The organism is Campylobacter sp. CNRCH_2016_0050h, assembly GCF_025772605.1.
Lineage (GTDB): Bacteria > Campylobacterota > Campylobacteria > Campylobacterales > Campylobacteraceae > Campylobacter_D > Campylobacter_D lari_D.
On record NZ_JAKMSK010000004.1, the window covers coordinates 103,997 to 128,955 of the forward strand.

Below are 24,959 nucleotides of genomic sequence, written 5' to 3' on the forward strand. Positions count from 1 at the left end.
AATATTATTTCACAAAAGCAAAAACACACATGATAAGCTTCCGATAAAACATAAACTTAAAATAATCTTTTGCTTGATATCTAAATTTATACTCTTTATAGATTGACTTTTTTTAAAAAAGATATAAATTAAAATTTTCAAATAAGCATAAAGCATGATCATGGAACTTAAAGCTATAGCAAATATAAGCACATAATAGCCTGAATTTAAAATAGAAGCTAAAATTAAAATTTTACCCCAAAAAATCCCAAAAGGTGGAATTCCTGCTATACATAAAATAAACATAGCTAATATTATAGATAATACGGGTCTTTGATCAAATAAGCCAGAAAAACTTTCAAATGAGCTTTTTTGAAATAAACTTAAGATTAAAAAAATTCCATAGTTTGCAAAAGCAAAAGAAACCCAATAAACGAACAAGGCAAAAATTGAAAGCAGGTAAGAAGTTCCATCTCCTTGAGAACTCACACTCATACTAGAAACAATAACAGCCAATATAAAAGAAGAATGAGTAATAGAGCTATATGCAAGCATTTTTTTTGCATCTTTTTGAATTAAAGCCACTATGCTTACAGCAAGCATAGAAAAAATTGCTAACGATGCGACTATGTATTCAAATTTTACTCCACCGCCTAAAGCAGAAAAAATTCTTAAAACTACTATTATCATAGCAATTTTTGGAACAATAGATATGAAAGCTATAAAATTTGTATGAACTCCACAATATACATCTTTTAGCCAAAAATGAAAAGGAGCGATAGAAAGTTTTACTCCAACAATAACCAAAAACATTACTCCAGCACATAATAATATAGGATCTGAAATATATTCAGAATGCAATAAATTATCCAAATCCAAAGACTTTGTTTTTAAATACACAAAAGCACAAGCAAAAACAAAAAATCCAGCCCCTACTGCAGCTAAGGCAAAATATTTTATGCTAGAACTAATAGCATTATGAGTTCCTCTTAATGCTATTAATGTATAAAGAGCTAAAGAAGATCCTTCTAAAGCTAGGAAAATCACAATCAAATTAGTACTTGAAACCATTAATATTAAAGAAGCAACCATAAACAAAAATAAAGAAAAAAATTCTGCTCTTTGTTCATCTTTGTCTATAAGCAAATAAAGCATAGAAAAAAACAAAATAATTATTTGCGCAAAAATTGCATAATTATCGCTTACAAATAAACCAAAAAAAGCATGAGAATCATCTAAAACAAAACCATTATAAAGCAATAAAAAACACAAAGTGCTAAGCAAAGCTATAACACTTGCTCCTATATAAAAATTTCTAGAAAGTTTTTTAAACGCACTCAATAAAAGTAATGCAATAGCCCAAAAAAGCAATGACAACACAGGAAATAATAATACAAAATTTAATTTTTCTAAACTAAAACCACTCATTAAAAACCTCTTATACTATCTATGATTTTTTGATTTTCTATGGCGATATTTCTTGTTTGCATAACTTCAAGAATACTATTTACATTAGAAGCAATTTGATCTAGCATAGCACTTGGAGCTACCCCTAAATAAATCACTAATGCACTTAAAATACTTAAAACAAAAATTTCACCTTTTTTAAGCGTAAATTTACTGCACACTTCTTCTTCGCAAGTAGCAAAAAACATATTTCTATAAATATTTAGCATATAAATAGCTCCTAAAACGATTACACCGCCCGCAAATAATGCATACCATAAATTTACACTTGCCACACCTTGCAAGATCAAAAACTCACCTACAAAGGAAATAGTCAAAGGTAATGAAATAGATGAAAACAACAATACTGCAAAGAAAAAGCTAAATAATGGAGCTGTTTTAGCTAAATTTTTATAAAAGTCTAAATCAAAAGTATGATATCTTTTGTAAAGCATATAAGCGGCTAAAAATAAGCCACCTGTTACTATACCATGTGCAAACATATAAAATACAGAACCACTAACCCCATTATAAGTAAAAGTTACGATACCTAAAATTACCACACCCAAATGCGAAATTGAGCTATAAGCAATTAATTCTTTTAAATCCTTGGCTTTAAAAGCAATTAAGGCTGCATATAAAATTCCAACTATACATAAAATAGCAAGTAAAGAATAATAATGATTCAAAGTATCAGGCGCTAAAGGCAAAATAAATCTTAAAAATCCAAAAGGTGCCATTTTAAAGCTTACAAGCATTACAGATACTAAAGTCGGACTTTTGGTATAAACCTTTGGAGCCCAAGTATGAAAAGGAAATAAAGGACTTTTAATCGCAAAAGCAATAAAAAATCCTACAAATATTAGATTTTGTGCATTCTCAGGTATAAAAAATTCACTCTTATACCAAGCTAACAAATCAAAACTCCAATATCCAAAACTTTGATAATACAAAAATCCCACATAAATAATAGCTAAAAGCATAAGCATAGAACCACAAAATGCATAAATGAAAAATTTAATCCCTGCCTTATAATTATCTGAATATCTACCTATTAAATAAATAAGCGGTATAAGAGAAAACTCCCAAAATACATAAAACAATAAAGCATCCAATGAAGCAAAAAGTCCTACAATGCAAAATTGTAATAAAAATATACTTATTACAACACTTTTATCTTGAATATCCAAACATATAAAAGATAAAAAAATCATAATAGAACAAAGTAATATTAAATAAAGCGCTATAGCATCTACACCTATGTGAAAATTAACTATCAAAGAATTTAAACTAAATTCATAAGCCATGCCACTATCGTAGTTAAATAACAAAAAAACATTAAAAACTAAAATCAAAAAACTAACTAAAACAGCAAAGGACTTGCTATCTTCTTTTTGTAAAAATAAAGCTATAAAAGCCGCAAAAAATGGAAATAACATTAATAAACCAAGCATATTACACCGCCAAAGCTAAACAAAATAAACACACAAAAGCCAAAACTACAATTCTTAAAGCCAAAGAATAATCCTTACCCATACTAAGAACCCTAGCAAATGTTTTAAGGAAAAATGCAATACTATCTACCAAAGCATCTAAAATTTCTTTATCAGCTTTTCTTAAAAATTCACAAAATAAAGCATACTTACTAACAATAAATTGATGATAAAATTTTGGTATGTAGTATTCATTAAACAAAAGTTTGTAAATACTTGTTTTAGAAAGTGATGGTTTAAACCAATTTTTCCAATAAGCTATGATAGCTAAAAGCACTCCAAGTACCGCAGAAACACTTACAAGTATCATAACTAAAGAATTTTGACCATCAATAAAAGCTAAATTTTTACTTACAAAATCCATAAAGCTATGCTCAAAAAGTCCTGCTATAATAGCAAGTAAAGCCAAAGGACTCATCGCAAGCAAAGCTATTTTACTAGCTTCATGGGGATGTTCTTCATGTCTTTTTGGAGTAAAAAATACAAGCATTAAAAGTCTAAAGCTATAAAAAGCTGTCATAAAAGCTGCTATTAAAAGTACTAAAAAAATTCCATGATGATGGCTTATAAAAGAAAATCCTAAAATTAAATCTTTAGAGAAAAAGCCTGCAAAAGGATAAATTCCTGCTAAAGCTAAAGAACCTATAAGCATTAAAATAGCACTAAAACGCATACTTTTATAAAGTCCACCCATTTTACTAATGTCAAGCTTATCATTCATAGCATGCATAACATTACCTGCACCTAAGAATAATAAAGATTTAAAAAATGCATGAGTTGCAAGATGAAATAAAGCTATTGCATAAGCTCCAAGACCTGCTGCTACAAACATATACCCAAGTTGAGAAAGCGTCGAATATGCAATAATTCTTTTTAAATCTTTAGCTACCATAGCCATAGAAGCAGCAAAAAGTGCTACAAAAGCTCCAAGTATAGCGATAAAATACCCTACTTCAGGAACTTGTAAATAAAGCTCCCCTGCACGAATTACCAAATAAACTCCCGCAGTAACCATAGTAGCAGCATGGATTAGAGCTGAAACTGGCGTAGGTCCTGCCATAGCATCAGCAAGCCAAGTATGGAAAGGAAATTGTGCTGATTTACCCATAGCACCTACAAAAAGTAAAAGTGCTATTAAAATCAAAATCACATCATTTTCATGCCCTAAAGATAAAAGGGTAAAAAATTCATCATATTTTAAAGAGTTAAATTCTATATAAATTAAGAAAATTCCTAAAAGCAAAGCCAAATCTGCGATTCTATTCATGATAAATGCTTCATTAGCAGCAAAAGTGTATTTTTCATTATGATACCAAAAACCTATCAAAAGCCATGAGCAAAGTCCAACACCTTCCCAACCTATGAAAAGTCCTAAGAAATTATCACTCATAATCAAAAACATCATAGAAAAAACAAAAAGTCCCAAATAGCTAAAATAGTGATTAAACCCTTCATCATGCTCCATATAAAATATACTATATAAATGCACAAAAGTCGCTACTATACTTACCACATTCATCATAATCAAAGTAATAGAGTCTATTTTAAAACCAAAACTAACATCTACTAAAGATATCCAAGTACCAAGTTCAAAATTAAAATGTACTCCATTATTTAATAAAACAATTGAAGCAAGAGCCGAAAAAGCCATAAATAAAGAAGCTAAATAACCTAAAATAATTTTCTTAGCACTAAAAGCAAAAATACCTAAAATAACAGCTGAGGCCAAAGGAGAAAAAAGTGCAATTAAAGCTAAATTTTGCATTTTATCTCTCCTTTTTCAGCTAAAGAGCTAAGCTCTAGTGTTCCTGTTTTTCTATACCATAAAACACAAAGCGCTATCCCAACAGCTACTTCACAAGCTGCAACTCCCATTACAAATAAAGCAAAAATTTGACCTTCTATGTCTTTATGAGAAGCTCCTGCTGTAACTAAAGCCAAATTAGCAGCATTTAATAAAATTTCACTTGAAATAAAAAGCATAATTAAATTTTGGCGTTTTATGATACCTATTAGACCAATGATAAACATCAAAATAGCCACAATGTAGTATTTTTCTAACATCATTGTTCGTCCTTTTTTATATTTTTTTGAGTAAGTGCTATAGCACAAATTAAAGCTATTAAAAGTAAAATTGCCATAAATTCAAAAGCAAGCATATATTTTGTAAATAGAGCAAAGCCTATTTGCTGAGTAGAATCAAGACTATAAACTTCACTAGTTTCATTTAAACCAAACTCATATCCCATAATAATACTAACTAATAAAACAGCACTAAAAATCACAGCAAGAATGAAGATTCTTTTACCTTTTAAACTTTCTTTTACTTTTATAGAAGCATCAAAAAACATCATAGCAAAACTATAAAGACCTAAAATAGCTCCACTGTAAACAATTATTTGAATTGCTCCAATAAATTCAGCATTAAGTAAAAAATAAAATCCACTTAAAAAAACCATAGCCACAGCCAAAGAACTGATAGCATAAAGCACGCTAGTGCTTAAAACACTAATTAAAAAAAATCCCAACACCAAAACACTTAATAAACAAAAAGCTATCGTTTCAAACATTTTCTTCCTTTGGAACATCTTGCTGTCTTTGCAAATCTATCTCATAATAATTTGGAGTTTTCTTTACTAAATCATCAGCATCTTTTCTTAAACTACCACTTCCTTCAAACACCACTTGATTTTTAAGCTCATCGATAGGGGTTAAAAAATCTTCCTTTTGACCAAAATAAGATCTTTGCTCTGCGGCATTTTCATATTCTTTACCATGCACAATGGCAAGTTCAGGACAAACATCAGCACAAAATCCACAATAAATACAACGCCCTAAATTAATACTATAATTTTCGACCTTTTTGCGTCCATCTTCACTTAAACTCGTTTCCATTCTTATACAATTACTAATGCAAATTTTTTCACACAAGCCACAACCAATACAACATTCATTTTCACTTTCAATAAAACGCATCAAACGATGAACTGCACGATATCTATCATCTAAAGCAACTTTTTCCATAGGATATTTAATCGTTGCGCTATTGTTTTTTTTAAACATTTCTCTTAATACGACAAACAAACCTACAAAAAGCTCTGTATTTAAAGAACGCTTGATTACTTGTATGAATTTTTCATAAGTATTTTGAGGATTTTTGCGCTCAAAATCTACTTTAAAATAACCTTTTTTCATTGTTTTTTCCTATATCACAAGTACTAAAGCACTAATTAATAAATTTAAAACCGCTAAAGGTATTAAAATCAAATAACACATTCTCATTACTTGATCAGGGCGCAGTTGCGGAAAAGCACCTCTAGCCCAAAAATACCAAAAGAACACAAAAGACACTTTCAAAAGCATCATAATAGCCCCTGGTATAATCCAAAAATCATTAAATCCACCCAAAAATAAAAGCGATATCATAATCGCTCCAGTAATCATGGCTGTATATTCTCCGATAAAAAACATACCCCATCTAAGTCCGCTATACTCAGTGCCATAACCTGAAACAAGTTCGGTTTCGTTTTCACTTAAACAAAGTGGAGTTCTATTAGTTTCTATAAAAATAGCTATCACAAATAAAATAAAAGCTAAAGGTTGTTTAAAAATAAGCCAAGAAAGTATGCCATCACTTTGATAGTTATTAATATCTACTAAAGACAAAGATCCAACAAGCATTACAACACACACCAAAGAAAGTCCCGCAACACTCTCATAAGAGATAATAGAAACAAGCCCTCTTGCCCCGCCTAGCAGCGACCATTTATTATTACTTGCTAAACCTCCTAAAAAAATCGCATAAAAACTAACTCCACCCATACCTACAACAAAAAGCAAGGCCACATTAATATCAGCGATAATAGGACGAATCACTCTACCAAATAAAGTAAATTCAGGAAAAATAGGTATAGCTGCAATTGCTACAAAAGCACAAATTGCTGCAATCAATGGAGCAATTAAAAATACCACTTTTTGAGCATAAGTTGGCACTATATCCTCTTTAGTAAAAAGTTTAATCATATCAGCAACTACTTGAAGCAAGCCAAAAGGGCCTACCATATCAGGTCCTAAACGACGATGAAATAAAGCCAAAGCCTTTCTTTCAAGATAAGTTGCCAAGCCTGCTAAAGTAGCAAAAATAGCTATAACAAACACGCATTTTATAATTGTTTCTACAATAAAAAAAGTAATATCACTCATATTTTAGCTCCTGCTTTTTCAAGCCAAACTTTTACATATCGAGTATTATCAAATAAAGATTTATAATCAATCTTACTATCATAATCCCCTAAATACGCACCATTTTCTAAAGATTCATCACATTTTACACTTATAGCAATTTGAGTTTTTTCATTTTTTAAAATAACACTATCATCTTGGTTTAAATCAAATTTTTGCATTAAATCAGACGATAAAAATAAAGCTCCAACCTCATTAAAAGCTCTATTACTAAGCTTTGAAAACTGATGAATGCTATTTGCATGATATAAAGTTAAATTTCCTTCATTTTGCTCTTTAACTTCTTGAACACTTAATGTTTTTTCAAACTCAAAATGGGAAAAATCGAGCTCATAACCTCTATGATTTACCCCACCATTATCATAATGATTTTCTAACTCATCAAAGTCAATTACCCTAAAGCCTTTATTTTGTGGTAAAAATTTAGTATAGTTGATTGTAAATTCTTCATCAAAACCTAAGGCATTTGCCAAATCATTTAAAAAATAACCTTTAAATTCTAAAGCCGCATTTGTAGGAACTAATCTTTTATCATAATTTACAAAGCTACCTTCTTGTTGATTTAAACTAGAACTTGCAAGATCAAAATGCCCATCATAAGAAAAAGTAAAATCGCCTTTTTCGTTATAACCTAATGTTTTTCCTACTTGAAAATCTTGACTTAAATCACAAATTAAACTCACGCCTAAGGTATTAGTGCAAGTTGGATTTAAAAAGACTTTAAATTCAGTATATTTTTGCACCAAAGCACAAAGTTTTGCTAGCTTGGCACTTTGCTCATCATAGTAAAAATCACCTCCTATAATAAGTGTAAATTTTTGCTTTTTTACGAGTAAAGTTTCTAAAATATCCTCATCTATGCCAAGATTTTTCGCATAATTTGATCTTTGCACCTCTATGCTTTTTTTAATTTTTTTAGGCACAAGTTTTTTAACTTCTTCTATAATAGTTTCGCCGTTTTCATTTTGCTTTTCTATCTTTTCAATAACTTCTTCATTGATAGTTTCTTCTATTTCTTTTGTATCTTGATAATACGCATTTTCTAATGTGTTTTTAAAATCCTGCGGAAGCTCTTTGGCAAATTTTTGCAAGATAAATAATAAAATACTTTCATTATCTTTAATATCATGATTAATCTGCAAGAAATTTTTAGAATATTTATCCACACCTTTATCTTTTATAGGGTGAAAATATAGCCCTGCACCTTTATTCATTACCAAAGCGTTATTAACTTTATATCCTAGCGTTGGCGCATCATAGCGTAAAAATGAACCTACGATGATTAAAAAATCACTTTGAGTGATATCGTCTGTATTTGCATTATACATTGCATTTGCATTTTGATAAAAACAAGCTAGGAAATCTTGGAATTTTTTGGCTTCATGATTTATAAGATTAAGATTAAATTTTTTACTTAAATTTTGCAAGATTAAAGCTTCTTCATTAGTAATAAAACTATTAAATAAAATATTTTCTATTTCATTATTTTTTATCATATTTACTAATTTTTCAAAGGCTTTTTCATCTTTACCTTGAACTTCATTTTGGGTATTAAAACCATATCTTGCGGCTTTATTTAGCGTAGCAAAAGCAAAATCATTGCTCACTCTATAAATTTTTTCTTTTTGATTATTAATACTAGTTTGTTTAATATCATAATACATCAACTCACAATCACTTGAATGTGGATTACTAGCTGGAATTTTCTTTAACTCCCAAGCATTAGATGTATATTGAAAAGCCGAACCCACCAAAGCTCCCGTTGGACATACACTTGTACATTCTCCACAAAAAGAACAATCAAGTATATCGCCACCACTTGGCGCAATTAAACTCTTTTGAAATTTAGTCCAAATAGCTAGCGCATCTTTACTCATACTTTCTTTAAAGCTTGCATCGGGTGTATTTGCTCCTCTTGGAGTAGTTTTTAAAGCGCTTTCTCCTATTTTATCTTTACAAACTGTAATACATCTTTCACACACGATACATAAAGCTGGATCATAATTAATCTCGCCCCATTTTTTATGCTCTTTATGGGTATCTTTAATCCAATAATTTTGCACATTTACTCTTGCTTTGTGTGTAAAGTTTTGAAGCTCACACTCACCGGATTTATCACATACTCCACATTGCAAAGGATGATTAATGCAATATGCTTGCATGATAGCATTACGCTCATCCCATAAATTTGGCAAATCACTTTCTACTACCATACCTTCTTTAACTTTAGTATTACAAGAATAAACCTTTTTACCATCAGCTTCTACCATACACATACGACAAGCAAGTGTTGGAGAACAACCATTTAAATAACAAATTGCGGGAATGAAAATATCATTTTTTCTTGCGACATTTAAGATATACTCACCCTCATTTGCCTCACATTCTATACCATTAATGATAACTTTCATTTTATAACCTTAACTTGAGCTTTTGAAAAAGCAAAATCAGCGCTTTCATAATCAAACAAAGCCACCGTGCCTTTCAAATCATGATTGATTTTTACTATAGTTGTAAATTCTTGAGTGTTTATTTTTAAATTAATTTTATCCCCATCCTTAACCTTAGCAATTAAAGCAAAAGAAGAAGAGCAATGCAAATTTTTGTCTCCCAAAGGTGCTTGCATGATAATAGTTCCATCAAAATTATCAAGTTCTAAAAGCTCACTAAAAGAATTTTGTATTGATAAATTTTCTTCATTTTCATTAGAGCAAATTAGCAAAAGATTAAATTTATGACAAAGTTTTTCTAAAAAATACTTAATATTTTCAAAATCTTTATGTTGATATAAATTTTCATCAAAAATAATACATTTTGCTTCTTTTAAAAACTCTAAAATCTCTAAAGCTTCTTCTTCACCAAAGCAAGATTCAGCACTTAAATACCCCTCATCAAATTCGTTAAATTCAGTCTCCAAGCTCATCTTACAAAGCAAAGCAAGCACAAAAGGCACACTTGCAATCTCACATTTATAGAAGTTTGCTTTTAAATTTTTATCCTCTAAACAAGAAATATTATAATTTTTACTTTTGTTAAGCTTAGCGCAAAGTGAAGGATTTTTTAAAGAAAGCAAATCCACAAAACACAAAGCATTTAAGCCTTCTTGATATTTTGCTAATTTCATTGTCCTACCTTTTTAAAAACTATAGTCCAATCTACTTGATTAAATTTTAAAGAATTTAAAAGTTCACAATTTTGCTCTTTTATGAAGGCAAAACTTTTTTCTACATTAGAAAAATCTCCTATTTCAAATAAAACTACTAAAACTTCACCCATATAAGCATTTTGAATGATTTGCTCTAAATCCTTAAACAAATCTTGACTTTTTCTTAAATCCACGCGTCTCATCGGTCTATCTCACCTAAAACTATATTAATACTTCCTAAAATCGCCACCGCATCAGCCAAATATGATCCTACAAGCATTTCTTCTAAAAATGCACAATGAAAAAAGCTTGGGGTTCTAGCTCTTAATCTATATGGCCTACCGCTACCATCTGAGTGGATAAAAAATCCAAGTTCGCCTTTTGGACTTTCAGTTGGCACATACACCTCTCCTTTTGGTGGTTTTAAACCTTGGGTTACTAGGACAAAATGTTGCATAAGAGAATAATTTTGCGTCATGATTTGCTCTTTTGAAGCGCTTACATACTCAGGATGATTGCATAAAATTTCAGGCGGAGTATCTTGATAAAGCTTAGCACATTGAACTAAAATGTTTAAACTTTCTCTAAATTCTTGCATATAAACCTTATATCTTGCATAAGAATCACCCATTTTAGCCACAGGCACGCCAAAATCTACCTCATCATAAAGCAAATAAGGCTCTTCTTTTCTAACATCATAAGCAATCCCGCTTCCTCTTAGCATGACCCCGCTACAACCCCAACTTAGCGCTTGTTCTTTACTTACAACTCCTACATTTTCAGTTCTTGCACGCCAAATTCTATTATCATCAAGCAAAGCTTCATAATCTTTTATATCATTTGGAAATTTATTGCAAAATGCTAAAAGCTCATCTAAAAAACCTTCAGGTAAATCAAGCATTACCCCACCTATTCTCATAGATGAATGCGTAAGTCTTGCCCCACAATATTTTTCTATTAGATCAAGCACATACTCACGCTCTCTAAAGCAGTATAAAAATACTGTCATCGCACCAATATCAAGAGCATGTGTAGCAAGCCATAACAAATGCGAAGCAATGCGGTTTAACTCAAGTAAAATCATCCTTATTGCACTTGCTCTGCGTGGAATTTCTAAACCACAAAGTTTTTCCACAGCAGCTACATAGGCATAATTATTTGCACTAGCTGCGATATAATCCATTCTATCAGTAGTTGGGATAAACTCTTGATAGATCATATTTTCAGCCATTTTTTCCATACCACGATGCATATAACCTATACAAGGAGCAGCCTTGGTGATTTCTTCTCCATCAAGCTCTAAAATAAGGCGTAAATTTCCATGAGCACTTGGATGTTGAGGGCCAAGATTTACTATCATGGTGCCATCTTCACGCTCAAAGCTTATATTTTCATAATAAGGTTTTAATTTAGTAGAAATTTGCATTTTATCTTCTCTTATCTAAAATTTTTACTTGCGTTCTTTTGGCTTTTTTAACAAAAGGCACGCCACCTTCTTCTTGATATTCTTGTAGGTATTTATCCTCTCTTGGAGCTTCGCCTTTACCAACCTCATGATAAATTCTACTAAAGTTTAGCGTGTCTTTTTCATCTACAAAACCTGGATCTCTATTTTCTTCACCTACAACCTCGCGGTATTCTTTACCAAAAATTTTATCTATCTCATACCATTTAGCAAATTCATCACCATGCAAAGGATAGCTTTTTAAAAAAGGATATCCATACCAATCATCAGGCATTAAAAGTCTTTTTAAGTTCGGATGATTGATGATGAAAATTCCAAACATATCATATATTTCTCTCTCACACCAATTAGCACCCTTAAAAACGCTCATAACACTTTGAAGCCTTTCTTTTAAACCAACGAAAGTTTTTATTCTCACTCTTAAATTTTTCTCCATATTTAAAAGCTGATAATATACTTCAAAACCCTGTTTTTGAGCGACAAAATCAATCGCACTTGCGTCAGTAAAACAGCTATAACCTAAATTCTTAAGCTTATCAAGAATAGCAACATTATCATCTTTGTTTATCTCAATCACCCAAAAATCAAGCTCTATAAAAGAATTTTTTAACTCAAATTCTTGACTTAAAATTTGATGATCATTCTCAAAAACACTACCCTCTGTGCTTAGTTTTTTAGTTGCAGGTGCATGGTAAAATCTATCCTCATAATAATTTTTTAACTGAGCATTTTTCTTATCGCTATATTTTCTCATCATATAAGCCTTTTTGGAGCTATTTTTCTGCTTGCTTTTTCTTTACGAATTCTTTTTTGCAAAATCATCAAAGCAAATTGAAAAGTTTCAGGACGCGGGGCACAGCCTGGCACATAAATATCAACAGGAATAATCCTATCCACTCCTTGGACAGTAGAATAGGTATTAAACATACCGCCGGTATTTGCACAAGAACCCATAGAAATAACCCATTTAGGATCAGGCATTTGATCATAAAGTCTTCTTGTAAATTCAGCATGTTTTTTACTTAAAGTACCCGCTATAATCATTACTTCAGATTGTCTTGGACTTGCTCTAAAAATTGTTCCAAATCTATCAAAATCATATCTTGCACCACCTGCTGCCATCATTTCAATAGCACAACAGGCAAGTCCATAAGATAGTGCCCATAAAGAATTACTTCTACCCCATTGCACTAACTTATCAACCGTAGTTAAAACAACTGGCGCATTACTCATTTTTTGATACTCTGCCATGCAAATGCTCCTTTTTTATAAGCATATAAAAAGCCTACTGCAAGTAATAAAATAAAAACAAACACTTCCACTAAGGCGAATAAAGATAAGCCATATTTTGAAAGTTCTGCGGTTAAATCTTTAAAAATCACCGCCCAAGGAAATAAAAACACCACTTCAATATCAAGCAAAATAAAAATCAATGCAAAAACAAAAAATTGAGAATTGATTTTATTTGCTTGTTTAGAAGCTATAGGCCCACACTCATAAATTCCTAGTCCAAGTTTTTTTCTATTATGAGAAGCTAGCTTAGAGCCTATTTTAGAAGAAATATACACCAAAGTAAAAAATATAACACTTGCAATAACAAGCATTGCAAAGATGCCAAAGTATTGATGCTCTATAGTTGCGTGCGTCATAATAAACCTTTTATTTAAGCATAATTAAATTTATTTTACTTCAATTTAGCTATATAAAAACTTATTATCAAAAAAATAAATTTTTATGTATTTCAAAATGAAACAGTTTTTATCTTTATTATAAATACATTTTTTTATGGCAAATATCTTGTAAGATTTTTTCCTGATGAGAAATAAAAATATAAGTAATATCGTATTTTTTTTGAAAAGCATATAAATAATTTAGAATTTTACAAGCAGTTGGTATATCAAGTGCTGCTGTGATTTCATCTAAAATAAGCAATTTTGGTTTTAAAAGCAAAGCTCTAATCAAACCTAATCTTTGGCTTTGACCGCCACTTAATTTAGAAGGTTTTAAATTTAAAATATCTTTTTCAAGCTCAAAAGCATCAAAAAGTTTAAAAAGCTCTCCAAAATCGGGCTTAAGTTTAAAATTTTCATACACATCAATCAAAAGTCTTTTGGCACTTTTGTAAGGATTTAAAGCTAACTTTTGATCTTGGAAAATATATTGAATTTTTTGGCGTAATTTTCTTTGAGCGTTAAAATCTAAATTTAATATATTTTCATTTTCAAACAAAACTTCTCCAGTATTTGCGCGTTCAAGCATACAAAGAATTTTAGCTAAAGTGCTTTTACCACTACCACTTTCCCCACAAAGCAATAAATTTTCATTTTGATTTAAAGAAAAACTCACATCTTTAAAAACAAAAATTTCCTCTTCCTTTAAATACCAATGTTTTTTAAATTTATAAGATTTGCTTAAATTTTTAACTTCTAAAAACATTCTCATTCTCAAAATAATTTAACAATTCTTTAGCAAAAACACCTTTTGGATTGCTTAAAAACTCTTTCACGGGCATTTGATAAATCAAAGTTTTATCTTCTATGATAGCCACCTCATCACAAAGCTCTTTAGCTAAATTTATATCATGAGTAATGAAAATGAGATTTTTAAATTGTGTTTTTAACTCTTTTAAAATAGCGATGATTTTTTCTTCATTAGCTCTATCAAGTGAGCTTGTAATCTCATCACACAATAAATACTTAGCCTCGCTTAGTAAAGCTAGAGCTATTTGAATGCGTCTTGCCATACCACCACTTAGCTGATATATAAAAGAATGCCATAAAAGATCATGATTTTTAAGCCCTAAACACTCAAAATAATAAAAGGCTCTTTCTTTAATCTCTTTTGTGCTTAAATTAGTATGAGTTTTTAAAACTATATTAAAATAACTCCCTATATCAACAAGAGGATAAAAACTCCCATAAACATCTTGAAAAAGTAAATTTACCTTAGTTCTTAAAATATTTAGCTCTTTTTCTTTTAAAATTAAAATATCTTTTTGATCTATCCTAAATTTTTGTGCATTAAGCTTATAGTGTTTATCAAAAAGCTTAATCATGCTTTTTAAAAGCAAGCTTTTTCCCGCTCCACTTTTACCCATGATAGCCAAAGCTTTACCATCTTCTAAATTAAGATTTATATCTTTTAATAAGATCTTATCTTTAAAACTAAGATTTAAATTTGCAATTTCTATCATGCTTTAATCTCTTCTTGTAAGTCATTACCCAAAGCAAGCAAAGGTAGGATAAGCATAAGTATAAAGGCTACTGGAAAAACTATCATCCACCAAAACCCTAAAAACACAGCCTTACTTGCTTCATTTAACATATTTCCTAAACTTGGAGTCCAAAGCTCTACGCCCAAGCCAAAAAAGCTTAAAGTAGCTTCACTTGTAATAGCATGAGCAATATTTAAAACAAAAAGCACAAAAAGCAAATTCCAACAAGCAGGTAAAAGCTCACTAAATAAAGCTTTCATCTTACTAGAGCCTAGAATGATAGCATTTTGATAAAACTCAAGTTTTTGAAATTTATTAAGCTGAGTATCAAGTACTTTTGCCACAAAAGCAAAATGCCCCAAAGCGATGATAAAAATCATACTCCACAAAGATCCTGCCAAAAAGCTTTGAAAAAACATAATCACAAGTAAAGAAGGTAAAGCCAAAAGCATATCAAGCACTCTAGCAAAAAAGGCATAAGCAAAAAATCTTGTTAAAAACACATAAACACAAGCAAAAAGCACGCTAAAAAATGCCGCCATTACCCCTACAAATAAAGAAATACGCAAGGCATATAAAATACGCGTAAAAACATCTCTACCAAGTAAATCTGTGCCAAAAATATGACTTAAATTTGGGGCTATTTTAGCCTTGCTTAAATCCACTAAACTAGGATCATAAGAACTTATTAAAGGTACAAAAAGCGCTAAAATAAAACTTAGTAAAATCATCATCACATAAAACTTACGCATTAGCAAACCTTGGATTAATCATCTTGCAAATTATCTCTACGATCAAATTTACAAGCACTACCACTAAAATGCTAAAAATTACCACAGCTAGCACCACAGGATAGTCTTTAAACAATATACTTTTAATCACTAAATTTCCAACACCCTCATAAGAAAACACACTTTCTACTATATAAGTTCCCATTAAAAAACTCACAAAGGAAGCACCAAAATACGCGAGTATAGAAGCAAAAGCATCTTTTAATACAAAATGCAAATAAATTCTTTTTTTACTAAGTCCTCTTGCGAAAGCACTTTCTATAAAGCCCTGATTTAAACTATCAATCAAACTTGTCCTTATAAAACGCACAAAAACAGCTAAATGTGAAAGCACTAAAGCACATACTGGTAAAAACAAATGCCACAAACGATTAAAAACATCATCTTCAAAGCCAATATCAGCAATAGCCGAACTTGGAAAAAGCTTAAAAAATACAGCAAAAACTAAAATAAGCATTAGCGATAAAGAAAAAGCAGGCAATGCAAAAAAACTCATCGTTGAAAAGGTAATAATCTTATCCAAAAAACTATCTTTATAAAGAACGCAAAAAAGTGCCAAAACCAAAGATAACACAAAAAGCACCAAAAAAGCCAAACTTCCTAGTATGATGGTATAGGGAAGTTTTTCTTTTAAAATTTCATTAACCTTTTCTCCGCTGATTAAAGAGTAGGAAAAGTCGCCTTTCATGGCATTAAAAAGCCAATTTTCATACTGCTCTAATAAAGGCTTGTCTAAATTTAAATTATGCTCAATTTCTTCTTTTATTTTAAGGCTAGTTCCTTGAGGCACACTAGCAAAAACCACACTTCCTTTAGCATAATAAATCATCGCAAAACATAAAAAACTTGCAAAAATCATCAAAAAAAACGCCCATAAAAGGCGTTTAAAAATGAGTTTTAGCACTAATTTTTGCTCCACTCATAAACATTCCAAGTAAAACCTACCCCATGATGACCTAAAATATGAGGTTTTATACCTTGGATATTTTTAGCAAAAACTAAAGGATAATCAATATAAGCTATAAATAAAAATGCAGGATCTTTATATAAAGCGTCAATAAATTCTTTATAGTATTTTTTTCTTTCATTTACATCAAGCGAATTTCTAGCTTTTATCAGAGCTTCATCAACTTTAGCATTTTGATAATGACCAAAATTCCATCCACTAGAGTTTAAAGCACTATCTTGAGAGCTTTCAAAAACTCTAAAGGTATGAAAATCAGGATCATAAGGACTACCCCAACCAACCAAAAAGCTGTCAATCTTAGTATAGTCAAAACTTCCACTCGGCTTAGCAACTGCCTTTGCCTTAATACCAAGCTTTAAAAACTCACTTTGTAAGATATTTACCAAAGCTATTCTTAGTGGATCTTCACTCATAGCATACATTTCAAAGCTAAATTCTTTGCCATTTTTTTCTAAAATTCCATTTTTGTTTTTCACAAAGCCTGCTTTTGCTAAAAGCTCATTTGCTTTTTTTACATCATAAGTATAAGTTGCAAATTCTTTAGGATTTGCCCATGATTTTTCCAAAGGATGATTTGCTACTTTTCCAAAAGAATGCAAAAGAGAATCCACAATAGCTTTCTTATCGATAGCATAATTTAGTGCTAAACGCACATTTTGATCTTTTAAAAACTCATGATTAAAATTAAACATCAAAGCACGATAATCAGCCGAAGGCTCTATAAGCATTTTAAAGTTTTTATCATTTGCAAAATTTGAAGCTAGAGCAAAATCGACTAAAGCTACATTAATAGAACCATTTTTAAGCTCAATAGCGCTAATACTTGGATCTTTAATATGTTTTAGTATGAGTTTTGGTGTTTTTACCTTAGCTAAATGATAATTTTCATTTGCTTCTAAGATCATGTATTGACCTTTTTTCCATTGTTTTAGCTTATATGGTCCTGTTCCTATAGGCATTTGATTAAATTTAGTAGTATTTAAATTTTCTTTTTCAAGTAAATGTTTTGGTAAAATTCCCACACTCAAAGCGTCTAAAAATGCAGGAAAAGGCTTTGAAAGTGTGATAATCAAATGATAATCATCAATGATTTTTACTTCTTTAACTGCGTCAAAATTTACCTTTGAGGGTGAATTTAACTTCTCATCTTTTAAAGCATTTATACTAAATTCCACATCTTTGGCACTAAATTTAGTCCCATCATGCCACAATATATCATCTCTTAAAGTAAATTCATAAACAAGCCCATCTTTACTAACTTTCCAAGATCTAGCAAGATCAGGCGCTAAGCTCATATTTTCATCAAAGCGTGTAAGTCCTGAAAACACAAGAGCAATTGCCACATCATGATCTTCACTAAAAAGCGGATTTATACGCTCTGGCTCATTTTCCACTGCTATAACGATCGTATCTTTTGGTGTAATAGCAAAAAGATTTAAAGCACAAAAAAACATTAAAAAAAATCTCAACATAAAAGGCCTTTCTTATAAGAATAAAGTGTAATTATAACGCTTTTTAATCATAAGCTTTGGTAAAAATTTCATTTTTATCATCAAATAAAAGTTGCAAATACCTCTCATATTGCTTTAGTATATCTACGATGATTTCTTGCTCGTTTAAATACTCTATATTATAACCATTACGCGAATCAGCAAAGAAAGTTTGTGGCTCAAAGATAAATTCTTTAGAATAAGTTGGCATAAATTTATCATCGATTATGCTTTGACTTGCTTGTTTTTTTACCACTTGCACTCCATAGATAAAATCTTTTGCAAATTCTTTTTTTATAATCAAACTTATACTTGATTTTTCTTGAACGATCTGTGTTTTCAAGCCGTAGTTTTTTAGACTTTGGCTGAGTGATTCCATAGCATTTTTAACTTTGGTATTTAAGAAATTTTGTATGTCTTGTTCTTTGCTTTGTTTTAAAATTCTAGCAAGTCTTTCTTTCCAAAATTCTCCTGTAAAATACACACTACTTTGACTAAGCTTAGTTAAAGAGTAATTCACATCTACAATTAAGCCTTTAAGCAATGAAAAACACATCAAACAAAGCAAAAATGCAAAAGGTAAAGCCACTATCATAGTGATACTTAAAATCGCCCCCAAGCCGCCTGAATACAGTAAAGAAGTAGCTAAAAGCGCAAGCAAAGAACCCCAAAGGATATTTTGCCATTTGTATGGCTCATGAGCGCCACCACTACTTAAAGAATTTAACACAAATATCCCACTATCTGCTGAAGTGATGAAAAACAAAGCTAAAACCAAAAGCGCAAGCAAAGAACTAAAATAAGAAAAAGAAAAATTTTGTAAAAAATAAAAAAGCAAACTTTCAGGTGCTGAAGTAAAAGGACTTAAAATATCATTGAAATTTAAAGCACTATTGCCAAAAATGCTAAACCAAAGTATATTAAAACTAGTAGGCACTACAAGCACGCCAAAAATAAATTCCCTTATCGTTCTACCACGAGAAATCTTAGCAATGAAAAAGCCCACAAAAGGCGCCCAACTAAGCCACCAAGCCCAATAATAAATAGTCCAATTATTAAACCATTCTATATGTTCTTTTTCATAATAATAAGTCTTAAAGCTCAAAGAAATTAAATTTTGCAAATAATTTCCAATATTAGAGCTAAATTGTGAAAGAATTTGAATGGTATTTGTTGAAAAAAGCACAAAAAGCATTAAACACACTGCAAAAACTAAATTTGCTTCACTTAAAATTTTTAAACCCTTTGTTAAGCCACTAATCGATGAGAGCGTGGCCAAAGAAATAATGATGATTATAATCACGCTTTGTTCTAAAAAGCTTTGTCCGTTTAAAATACCCAAATTTGAAAAGCCCGCATTTAGTTGAGATGCACTATAACCAAGTGTGGTACTAATGCCAAAAACCGTGACAATTAAAGCAAGCATATCAACTAAATTTCCCCAAAAACCATAAATTTTATCTTTAAGTAAAGGGTAAAAAGCACTACGCAAACTAAGAGGCATTTTATATCTAAAACCAAAATACGCCATAGCCAAAGCACACACTCCATAAATAGCCCATGGGTGAATTCCCCAGTGAAAGATAGTATGTAGCATAGCTTCTTCATCGCTTGTTTGCAAGGCTTTTTTATGTATGAGAGGTTCAGCCACACCAAAATACATAAGCCCCACACCCATACCCGTAGCAAAAAGCATAGCAAGCCAAGAAGTAAATTTAAAATGAGGTTTTTCATCATCATCGCCGAGTTTAATATCGCCAAATTTTGAAAGTGCAAGTGCGAGCATAAAACACACAAAAAAACTCACGCTTAATATATAAAACCATGAAAAATTTGCAAAAATTCCACTTTTTATATGATTGATAAAATCATTTGTAAGTTTAGGCAAGAAAATACAACTAAGGCTTAAAACAACTATAATACTAATACTTGGTAAAAATACTGCCTTTTTAAAACTTGTTTTTAACATGATTTTCCTTTTTATAGTTTTAAAATTTAAGTTAATACCTTTTTTACTATGTCAAAAAATATCTTAAATATAACTAAAATCAATAAAATAGCGAAGGTTGATAAAAATATAATTTAATTAATGTTTTAAAAACCAAGAAGTTAATTTTTGATTTGAAGGTGATTTTAGAATTTACACTAAGTGCAAATTCTAAATAAATCAATAAAGTATAATATGAACCTTTTGAGATCCATGAACTCCAAAAACAGTGATAAGTTCAATATCTGCAGTTCTTGATGGCCCTGCTATAAACAAAATATTGCTAGGTAAAATTTCATTTTCTTCTTTTACTAAATTCAATGCTTGGCTAATGCTTTTTACAATATTTTCTTTTTTTAATAAAACAATACAAAGCATAGGAGCCAAAGAAAGCATTCTTGGTTGAGTTTTATCAGACAAAACTAAAGCAACTCCATGTGAACTTACTCCAACTCTTGCTTGGATGATAGAAAAATCACTATGAAAAACTTCTTTTCGTATTTTTTCAATCTCTTGATTAAAACAAGTCTTTTTTTCGGCTTCAATTTTATTTATATCTAAATTTAAATTATCAGGATAAATAAGACTTTTATAGCCATAACTTTTAACAATTTGATTGACTTTTTCTTCTAATTTTTCTAACGAGCTTTCTTCTACTATGTATTTATTTGCACTCATTTTTTCTTTTAACTCACTATACATATCATCACTTGTTTTGATATGCTCTATAGGATCCATAGTCGGAATTTTTTCAAAAGATAAATGTGTATTTTTAATCTTATCCAAAATAGCTTTTTTGCTTTGTGAAGAAATTTCATTTATTCTACTCACACTTTACTCCTTGCATATTTTCAAGTTCTTTATAAAGATCAAGTTTTATTTGTGGAAATTCCTTATAAGCACTCCATTTTTTAACTACTGGTAAAGAATTTTTTCCTTTTTGCAAAAGCCAATTAAAATTATGTAAATTTGCTAAAGTATTTTTCCAAATAATAGGACTTGTAGCTACTTTTTCAAAAATCTTAAATGCCATAGCTTCAGCAGTATTTGGAGTGATATTATCAAAACTTCCTTGACCTACTTTTGCTGCTCTTAATTTGCGTATTAAATCCGCAAGAGGAATTCTTACCGGACAAACTTCAGAACATCTTCCACAAAGCGAGCAAAAAGTAAGAATATCACCATTTTCTTGCATACCAAAAAGATTAGGACTTATGACTTCTCCAATCGGCCCTGGATATACACTTTGATAAGTATGGCCGCCTATTTTATCATACACAGGACAAAAATTCATACAAGCCCCACATCTTATACAACGCAAAGCTTCATAATAATCTTCATCATTTAGCATTTTGCTTCTATTATGATCAAAAAGAATAATATGCACTTCTTTTGGGCCATCTAAATCTCCATTTTTTCTAGGTCCTGTAATGATATTGTTATAAGTTGGTATAAATTGACCCGTAGCTGATGGAGTAAGTAAAGACACCATAGTGGCAGCATCTTCAAAGCTTTCCATAACTTTTTCTATACTACAAAGTGCTACATGTATATCACTTGCTGTGGTGCACATCCTACCATTTCCCTCATTTTCTATAAGCCAAAAAGCGCCTTCTTTAGACATAGCAAAATTTACTCCGCTAAGCCCCATTTTAAGTCCTTCAAATTCATCTCTTAAATGCTTTCTTGCAATAGAATTTAGCTTTTCTGGCTCACTTTCTAAATTAGAGCCTAATTTTTCTTGAAAAATTTTACCGATTTCATAGCGGTTCTTATGCACCGCTGGAACTACAATATGCACGGGAGTTTCATCATTTAACTGCAATATAAGTTCGCCTAAATCTGTTTCTATGGCTTTTAAGCCTTTGGATTCTAGGTAGTGGTTTAAACCTATTTCCTCACTAGCCATAGATTTACCTTTTAGAATTTTACCGATGTTTTTTTCTACCATTAATTCATATATAATCTCACAGGCATCCTCATCAGAACTCGCCCAATGGACATTTATGCCATTTTTAGTGGCATTTTGTTCAAATTCTAAAAGCCTATCGTGCAAAGTTGATAAAGCATTGTTTTTAGCTTGCTTAGCTTTAGATCTTAGTCCTTGCCAATCATTAAATTTCTCATCTATAACTTTTAAACGATTTTTTTGCAAAGTATGCATGGCAGATCTTAAATTCTCTCGCATTTGCTTATCATGAATTTTCACATCCACAATTTGTTCATGTGTCATTTTCATATCGCAACTCCTTCAAGACGCTTGTTTAAAAAATCATACAAATGAATTCCTTTTATATCAAGCCCCATTTTACTCATCGTGCCTGCAATATTCATCAAACACCCACCATCAGAACTTAATACATATTTTACGCCTGTATTTTGGATATCTTTGATTTTTTCTTGTGCCATAGAATTTGAAATTTGAGGCTCTTTCACAGAAAAAGTTCCTCCAAAACCACAGCATTCTTCTTCAAATTCTAGAGGAATTAATTCCACATTTTTGAGTTTTTTTAGCAGATTTTTGCTCGCTTGTATGCTTTTTTGAATTCTTAATGCATGGCAGTTAGAGTGCCAAGTCACTTTTATAGGTTCGCCTTTGTCTTCATAATCAACCTTTAAAACCTCATCTAAATACTGACTAAGATCAATCACTCTAGAGCTAAATTCCTTTACCAAGTTAAAATGCTCATCATCTTTGAAAAGCTCTAAATAATCATGACTCATCATCCCCGCACAAGAACCGCTTGGCACTACTATAGGATAATCTTGAGTAAAAAGTTTTATATTATGCAAAGCTATATTTTTACTTTCTTTAAAATACCCTGAATTAAATGAGGGTTGAGAGCAGCAAGTTTGCTGCTTTTTAAATATAACCTCAACCCCCTCTCTTCTTAAAAGTCTAACCGCGTTTAAAACACTTTCTTGCATTATCGCACTACCCAAACAAGTAGCAAATAAATACACTTTTTTCATCATCAATCCTTATTTTAAAAGCACTGCTTCAGGGATAATCCCGTGGAAGAAAAATGCTATAACAAAAGTCCAAATTCCTATTAGAATTATAAAACCTATTGAGTATTTTAAAGTAAATCTAAACAATTCAGATTCTTTTCCTACAAGTCCAACTGCTGCGCAAGCTACCGCTATACTTTGAGGAGATATCATTTTACCCACAACTCCACCAACAGAATTTGCTGCTAAAAATAAAGTTTCTGAAATTCCTAATTTTTGAGCACTAACTTGCTGTAATGTCCCAAAAAGCAAATTTGAACTAGTATCAGAACCTGTTAAAAACACACCTATCCATCCTATGATGGGAGAAAAAAATGCATAAGCATCGCCTGTATTTGAAAAAGCAAGTCCTAAAGTAGTGCTCATACCGCTATTTTTAGCTATAAAGGCAAAAGCAACTACTAAGCCTATAGTTAAGCATGGAGTGGCCATTTCTTTTAAAGTTTCCCAAAAACACTCGGTAGCTTCGTTGATTTTTATTTTCAACACAACAATACTCATTAAAGCAGCCACTAAAATAGCAGTTCCTGCTTGTGCTACTAAATCTATAGTATGTGATGGAATCATTGTTTTTGTAATTTGTGGATTAACTATATCAGGACTTATGATAGCTCCTAAGGCTTCATTAAATTTCAAAGTAAATTGCATAAAATTTAATATTCCATCTTTAGCAAATAAAGCCTTAAACCAAGGTTGAGTCCATATAATAATACAAATAATCAAAAGTATAAAAGGAATCCAAGCTAAAAATACTTTTTTAAATTCTAGCTTTTGTGAGTTTTCAAAGTCTTTTACATCATCTAATCTAAAAATATTTTTTGGCTTCCAAAATTTTAAAAATATCGTAGTAACAGACAAAGAAACAACCGCTGAAATAATATCTGGAAGTTCTGCGCCTAAATGATTTGAACTCCAAAATTGTGTAGCAGTAAAAGAAACGGCTGCGACAAAAATAGCAGGAAAGGTTTCTTTAACCCCTTTAAAACCATCCATTAAAAATACTATAAAAAATGGTATAGTCAAGCTAAGAGGCACAAGCATTCTACCCACCATAGCTGAAACACCGTGCTGTTCTATACCTGCTAGATTACTCATCGCTATAATAGGAATTCCAACTGCTCCAAAAGCTACCGGAGCGGTATTGGCTATGAGACAAAGTCCTGCGGCATATAATGGTCTAAGCCCAAGTCCTACAAGTAATGCAGCGGTGATAGCCACTGGCCCTCCAAAACCTATAGCGCCTTCTAAAAAAGAACCAAAACAAAATCCAATCAAAATCACTTGAATTCTATGATCTGGAGTGATACTCATAACACTTTGTTTTATCACTTCAAACGAGCCTGATTTGATAGAAAGTTTATATAAAAATATGGCCGCGATGATGATCCAAGCTATAGGCCAAATACCATTTGCAAAACCTTGTATAAAGCTAGCACCTAATAAAGAAAACGGCATATCATAAGCAAACAATGCCACAACACTTGATAAAATAAGAGTTAAAAAACCTGCTTGATAGCCTTTGAGTTTGAAAACTACAAGAGAAAGCAAAAAGCACAAAATAGGCAAAAAAGCCACCAAAGCACTTAAAAGTATGTTGTCAAATGGATTATATATTTGTTGCCACATATTTTTCCTTTTGATAAAAATTTCCAATATCTAGCTTAACAAATATTTTTATTTTTGTGTATTTTTGTTAGAAAAAATTAACTATATGGGTATAAGAGTAAC

At 30.9% G+C, this 24,959-nt stretch carries 24 protein-coding genes; all 24 read right to left on the bottom strand.

The genetic code is table 11. The features are described from left to right. Window positions 1-9 precede the first annotated feature (9 nt). The 24 genes from L8X28_RS03320 to L8X28_RS03435 all read right to left on the bottom strand — a co-directional run bounded on the left by L8X28_RS03320 (window position 10) and on the right by L8X28_RS03435 (window position 24,857). Window positions 10-1,407 carry an NADH-quinone oxidoreductase subunit N gene (locus tag L8X28_RS03320; RefSeq protein WP_263665508.1) on the bottom strand — a complete coding sequence of 466 codons (1,398 nt, stop codon included), beginning with the start codon at window positions 1,405-1,407 and terminating at the stop codon, window positions 10-12. Beyond that, on the bottom strand, window positions 1,407-2,879 hold the full coding sequence (locus L8X28_RS03325; protein ID WP_263665509.1) for a complex I subunit 4 family protein: 1,473 nt from the start codon (window positions 2,877-2,879) through the stop codon (window positions 1,407-1,409). Before L8X28_RS03325 ends, L8X28_RS03320 begins: the two co-directional genes overlap by 1 nt. 1 nt (window position 2,880) lies before the next feature. Then, window positions 2,881-4,683, bottom strand: coding sequence for an NADH-quinone oxidoreductase subunit L (gene nuoL, locus L8X28_RS03330; RefSeq protein ID WP_263665510.1), 1,803 nt, complete (start codon window positions 4,681-4,683; stop codon window positions 2,881-2,883). After that, window positions 4,671-4,982, bottom strand: a complete 312-nt coding sequence (gene nuoK / locus L8X28_RS03335) for an NADH-quinone oxidoreductase subunit NuoK (protein WP_087699810.1) — start codon at window positions 4,980-4,982, stop codon at window positions 4,671-4,673. The genes nuoL and nuoK overlap by 13 nt, the downstream gene beginning before the upstream one ends. Continuing rightward, entirely contained in the window at window positions 4,982-5,488 is a 507-nt protein-coding gene (locus L8X28_RS03340) for an NADH-quinone oxidoreductase subunit J (RefSeq protein WP_263665511.1), read from the bottom strand. The genes nuoK and L8X28_RS03340 overlap by 1 nt, the downstream gene beginning before the upstream one ends. After that, entirely contained in the window at window positions 5,481-6,113 is a 633-nt protein-coding gene (gene nuoI / locus L8X28_RS03345) for an NADH-quinone oxidoreductase subunit NuoI (RefSeq protein WP_263661511.1), read from the bottom strand. The genes L8X28_RS03340 and nuoI overlap by 8 nt, the downstream gene beginning before the upstream one ends. 9 nt (window positions 6,114-6,122) lie before the next feature. Further along, window positions 6,123-7,121: an NADH-quinone oxidoreductase subunit NuoH gene (gene nuoH, locus L8X28_RS03350; RefSeq protein ID WP_263665512.1), complete on the bottom strand. Its 999-nt coding sequence runs from the start codon at window positions 7,119-7,121 to the stop codon at window positions 6,123-6,125. Beyond that, entirely contained in the window at window positions 7,118-9,571 is a 2,454-nt protein-coding gene (locus L8X28_RS03355) for an NADH-quinone oxidoreductase subunit G (RefSeq protein ID WP_263665513.1), read from the bottom strand. The genes nuoH and L8X28_RS03355 overlap by 4 nt, the downstream gene beginning before the upstream one ends. Continuing rightward, window positions 9,568-10,284 carry a hypothetical protein gene (locus L8X28_RS03360; RefSeq protein WP_263665514.1) on the bottom strand — a complete coding sequence of 239 codons (717 nt, stop codon included), beginning with the start codon at window positions 10,282-10,284 and terminating at the stop codon, window positions 9,568-9,570. Before L8X28_RS03360 ends, L8X28_RS03355 begins: the two co-directional genes overlap by 4 nt. Beyond that, entirely contained in the window at window positions 10,281-10,508 is a 228-nt protein-coding gene (locus L8X28_RS03365; protein ID WP_039642382.1) for an NADH-ubiquinone oxidoreductase subunit E family protein, read from the bottom strand. The genes L8X28_RS03360 and L8X28_RS03365 overlap by 4 nt, the downstream gene beginning before the upstream one ends. After that, window positions 10,505-11,731 carry an NADH dehydrogenase (quinone) subunit D gene (gene nuoD, locus L8X28_RS03370; protein WP_263665515.1) on the bottom strand — a complete coding sequence of 409 codons (1,227 nt, stop codon included), beginning with the start codon at window positions 11,729-11,731 and terminating at the stop codon, window positions 10,505-10,507. The genes L8X28_RS03365 and nuoD overlap by 4 nt, the downstream gene beginning before the upstream one ends. Window position 11,732: 1 nt before the next feature. After that, the gene (locus L8X28_RS03375) at window positions 11,733-12,524 is read right to left on the bottom strand and encodes an NADH-quinone oxidoreductase subunit C (RefSeq protein WP_263665516.1); all 792 of its coding nucleotides are present in this window, start codon (window positions 12,522-12,524) and stop codon (window positions 11,733-11,735) included. Beyond that, a complete protein-coding gene (locus tag L8X28_RS03380; protein WP_039619352.1) occupies window positions 12,524-13,021 on the bottom strand; it encodes a NuoB/complex I 20 kDa subunit family protein in 498 nt (165 codons plus the stop codon). Before L8X28_RS03380 ends, L8X28_RS03375 begins: the two co-directional genes overlap by 1 nt. After that, the gene (locus L8X28_RS03385) at window positions 13,000-13,419 is read right to left on the bottom strand and encodes an NAD(P)H-quinone oxidoreductase subunit 3 (protein ID WP_263665517.1); all 420 of its coding nucleotides are present in this window, start codon (window positions 13,417-13,419) and stop codon (window positions 13,000-13,002) included. The genes L8X28_RS03380 and L8X28_RS03385 overlap by 22 nt, the downstream gene beginning before the upstream one ends. A 118-nt stretch (window positions 13,420-13,537) precedes the next feature. Further along, entirely contained in the window at window positions 13,538-14,206 is a 669-nt protein-coding gene (locus L8X28_RS03390; protein WP_263665518.1) for an ATP-binding cassette domain-containing protein, read from the bottom strand. After that, window positions 14,190-14,963, bottom strand: coding sequence for an ATP-binding cassette domain-containing protein (locus tag L8X28_RS03395; RefSeq protein WP_263665519.1), 774 nt, complete (start codon window positions 14,961-14,963; stop codon window positions 14,190-14,192). The genes L8X28_RS03390 and L8X28_RS03395 overlap by 17 nt, the downstream gene beginning before the upstream one ends. Continuing rightward, a complete protein-coding gene (locus L8X28_RS03400) occupies window positions 14,960-15,736 on the bottom strand; it encodes an ABC transporter permease (RefSeq protein ID WP_220566528.1) in 777 nt (258 codons plus the stop codon). The genes L8X28_RS03395 and L8X28_RS03400 overlap by 4 nt, the downstream gene beginning before the upstream one ends. Further along, window positions 15,729-16,667 (bottom strand): ABC transporter permease, encoded by a 939-nt coding sequence (locus L8X28_RS03405; protein ID WP_318529631.1) that lies wholly within the window; start codon window positions 16,665-16,667, stop codon window positions 15,729-15,731. The genes L8X28_RS03400 and L8X28_RS03405 overlap by 8 nt, the downstream gene beginning before the upstream one ends. A gap of 11 nt (window positions 16,668-16,678) precedes the next feature. After that, entirely contained in the window at window positions 16,679-18,214 is a 1,536-nt protein-coding gene (locus tag L8X28_RS03410) for an ABC transporter substrate-binding protein (protein ID WP_263665521.1), read from the bottom strand. A 43-nt stretch (window positions 18,215-18,257) separates the two neighbouring features. Next, on the bottom strand, window positions 18,258-20,201 hold the full coding sequence (locus L8X28_RS03415; RefSeq protein ID WP_263665522.1) for a BCCT family transporter: 1,944 nt from the start codon (window positions 20,199-20,201) through the stop codon (window positions 18,258-18,260). Between the two features lie 198 nt (window positions 20,202-20,399). After that, window positions 20,400-21,050, bottom strand: coding sequence for a LutC/YkgG family protein (locus L8X28_RS03420; RefSeq protein ID WP_263661522.1), 651 nt, complete (start codon window positions 21,048-21,050; stop codon window positions 20,400-20,402). Next, entirely contained in the window at window positions 21,043-22,458 is a 1,416-nt protein-coding gene (locus L8X28_RS03425; RefSeq protein ID WP_263665523.1) for a LutB/LldF family L-lactate oxidation iron-sulfur protein, read from the bottom strand. The genes L8X28_RS03420 and L8X28_RS03425 overlap by 8 nt, the downstream gene beginning before the upstream one ends. Continuing rightward, window positions 22,455-23,195, bottom strand: a complete 741-nt coding sequence (locus L8X28_RS03430; RefSeq protein WP_115614003.1) for a (Fe-S)-binding protein — start codon at window positions 23,193-23,195, stop codon at window positions 22,455-22,457. The genes L8X28_RS03425 and L8X28_RS03430 overlap by 4 nt, the downstream gene beginning before the upstream one ends. Window positions 23,196-23,201: 6 nt before the next feature. Continuing rightward, window positions 23,202-24,857, bottom strand: coding sequence for an L-lactate permease (locus L8X28_RS03435; RefSeq protein ID WP_412175523.1), 1,656 nt, complete (start codon window positions 24,855-24,857; stop codon window positions 23,202-23,204). Window positions 24,858-24,959: the final 102 nt, after the last annotated feature.

Bases quoted from the DNA above. Each gene is read 5' to 3' on its own strand.
- nuoK (WP_087699810.1), bottom strand. From the start codon at position 4,982: ATGTTAGAAAAATACTACATTGTGGCTATTTTGATGTTTATCATTGGT.
- nuoD (WP_263665515.1), bottom strand. From the start codon at position 11,731: ATGCAAATTTCTACTAAATTAAAACCTTATTATGAAAATATAAGCTTT.
- L8X28_RS03430 (WP_115614003.1), bottom strand. From the start codon at position 23,195: ATGATGAAAAAAGTGTATTTATTTGCTACTTGTTTGGGTAGTGCGATA.
- L8X28_RS03360 (WP_263665514.1), bottom strand. From the start codon at position 10,284: ATGAAATTAGCAAAATATCAAGAAGGCTTAAATGCTTTGTGTTTTGTG.
- nuoL (WP_263665510.1), bottom strand. From the start codon at position 4,683: ATGCAAAATTTAGCTTTAATTGCACTTTTTTCTCCTTTGGCCTCAGCT.
- L8X28_RS03375 (WP_263665516.1), bottom strand. From the start codon at position 12,524: ATGAGAAAATATAGCGATAAGAAAAATGCTCAGTTAAAAAATTATTAT.
- L8X28_RS03325 (WP_263665509.1), bottom strand. From the start codon at position 2,879: ATGCTTGGTTTATTAATGTTATTTCCATTTTTTGCGGCTTTTATAGCT.
- L8X28_RS03410 (WP_263665521.1), bottom strand. From the start codon at position 18,214: ATGTTGAGATTTTTTTTAATGTTTTTTTGTGCTTTAAATCTTTTTGCT.
- nuoH (WP_263665512.1), bottom strand. From the start codon at position 7,121: ATGAGTGATATTACTTTTTTTATTGTAGAAACAATTATAAAATGCGTG.
- L8X28_RS03425 (WP_263665523.1), bottom strand. From the start codon at position 22,458: ATGAAAATGACACATGAACAAATTGTGGATGTGAAAATTCATGATAAG.
- L8X28_RS03390 (WP_263665518.1), bottom strand. From the start codon at position 14,206: ATGTTTTTAGAAGTTAAAAATTTAAGCAAATCTTATAAATTTAAAAAA.
- L8X28_RS03355 (WP_263665513.1), bottom strand. From the start codon at position 9,571: ATGAAAGTTATCATTAATGGTATAGAATGTGAGGCAAATGAGGGTGAG.
- L8X28_RS03415 (WP_263665522.1), bottom strand. From the start codon at position 20,201: ATGTTAAAAACAAGTTTTAAAAAGGCAGTATTTTTACCAAGTATTAGT.
- nuoI (WP_263661511.1), bottom strand. From the start codon at position 6,113: ATGAAAAAAGGTTATTTTAAAGTAGATTTTGAGCGCAAAAATCCTCAA.
- L8X28_RS03400 (WP_220566528.1), bottom strand. From the start codon at position 15,736: ATGCGTAAGTTTTATGTGATGATGATTTTACTAAGTTTTATTTTAGCG.
- L8X28_RS03395 (WP_263665519.1), bottom strand. From the start codon at position 14,963: ATGATAGAAATTGCAAATTTAAATCTTAGTTTTAAAGATAAGATCTTA.
- L8X28_RS03320 (WP_263665508.1), bottom strand. From the start codon at position 1,407: ATGAGTGGTTTTAGTTTAGAAAAATTAAATTTTGTATTATTATTTCCT.
- L8X28_RS03380 (WP_039619352.1), bottom strand. From the start codon at position 13,021: ATGGCAGAGTATCAAAAAATGAGTAATGCGCCAGTTGTTTTAACTACG.
- L8X28_RS03365 (WP_039642382.1), bottom strand. From the start codon at position 10,508: ATGAGACGCGTGGATTTAAGAAAAAGTCAAGATTTGTTTAAGGATTTA.
- L8X28_RS03435 (WP_412175523.1), bottom strand. From the start codon at position 24,857: ATGTGGCAACAAATATATAATCCATTTGACAACATACTTTTAAGTGCT.
- L8X28_RS03340 (WP_263665511.1), bottom strand. From the start codon at position 5,488: ATGTTTGAAACGATAGCTTTTTGTTTATTAAGTGTTTTGGTGTTGGGA.
- L8X28_RS03385 (WP_263665517.1), bottom strand. From the start codon at position 13,419: ATGACGCACGCAACTATAGAGCATCAATACTTTGGCATCTTTGCAATG.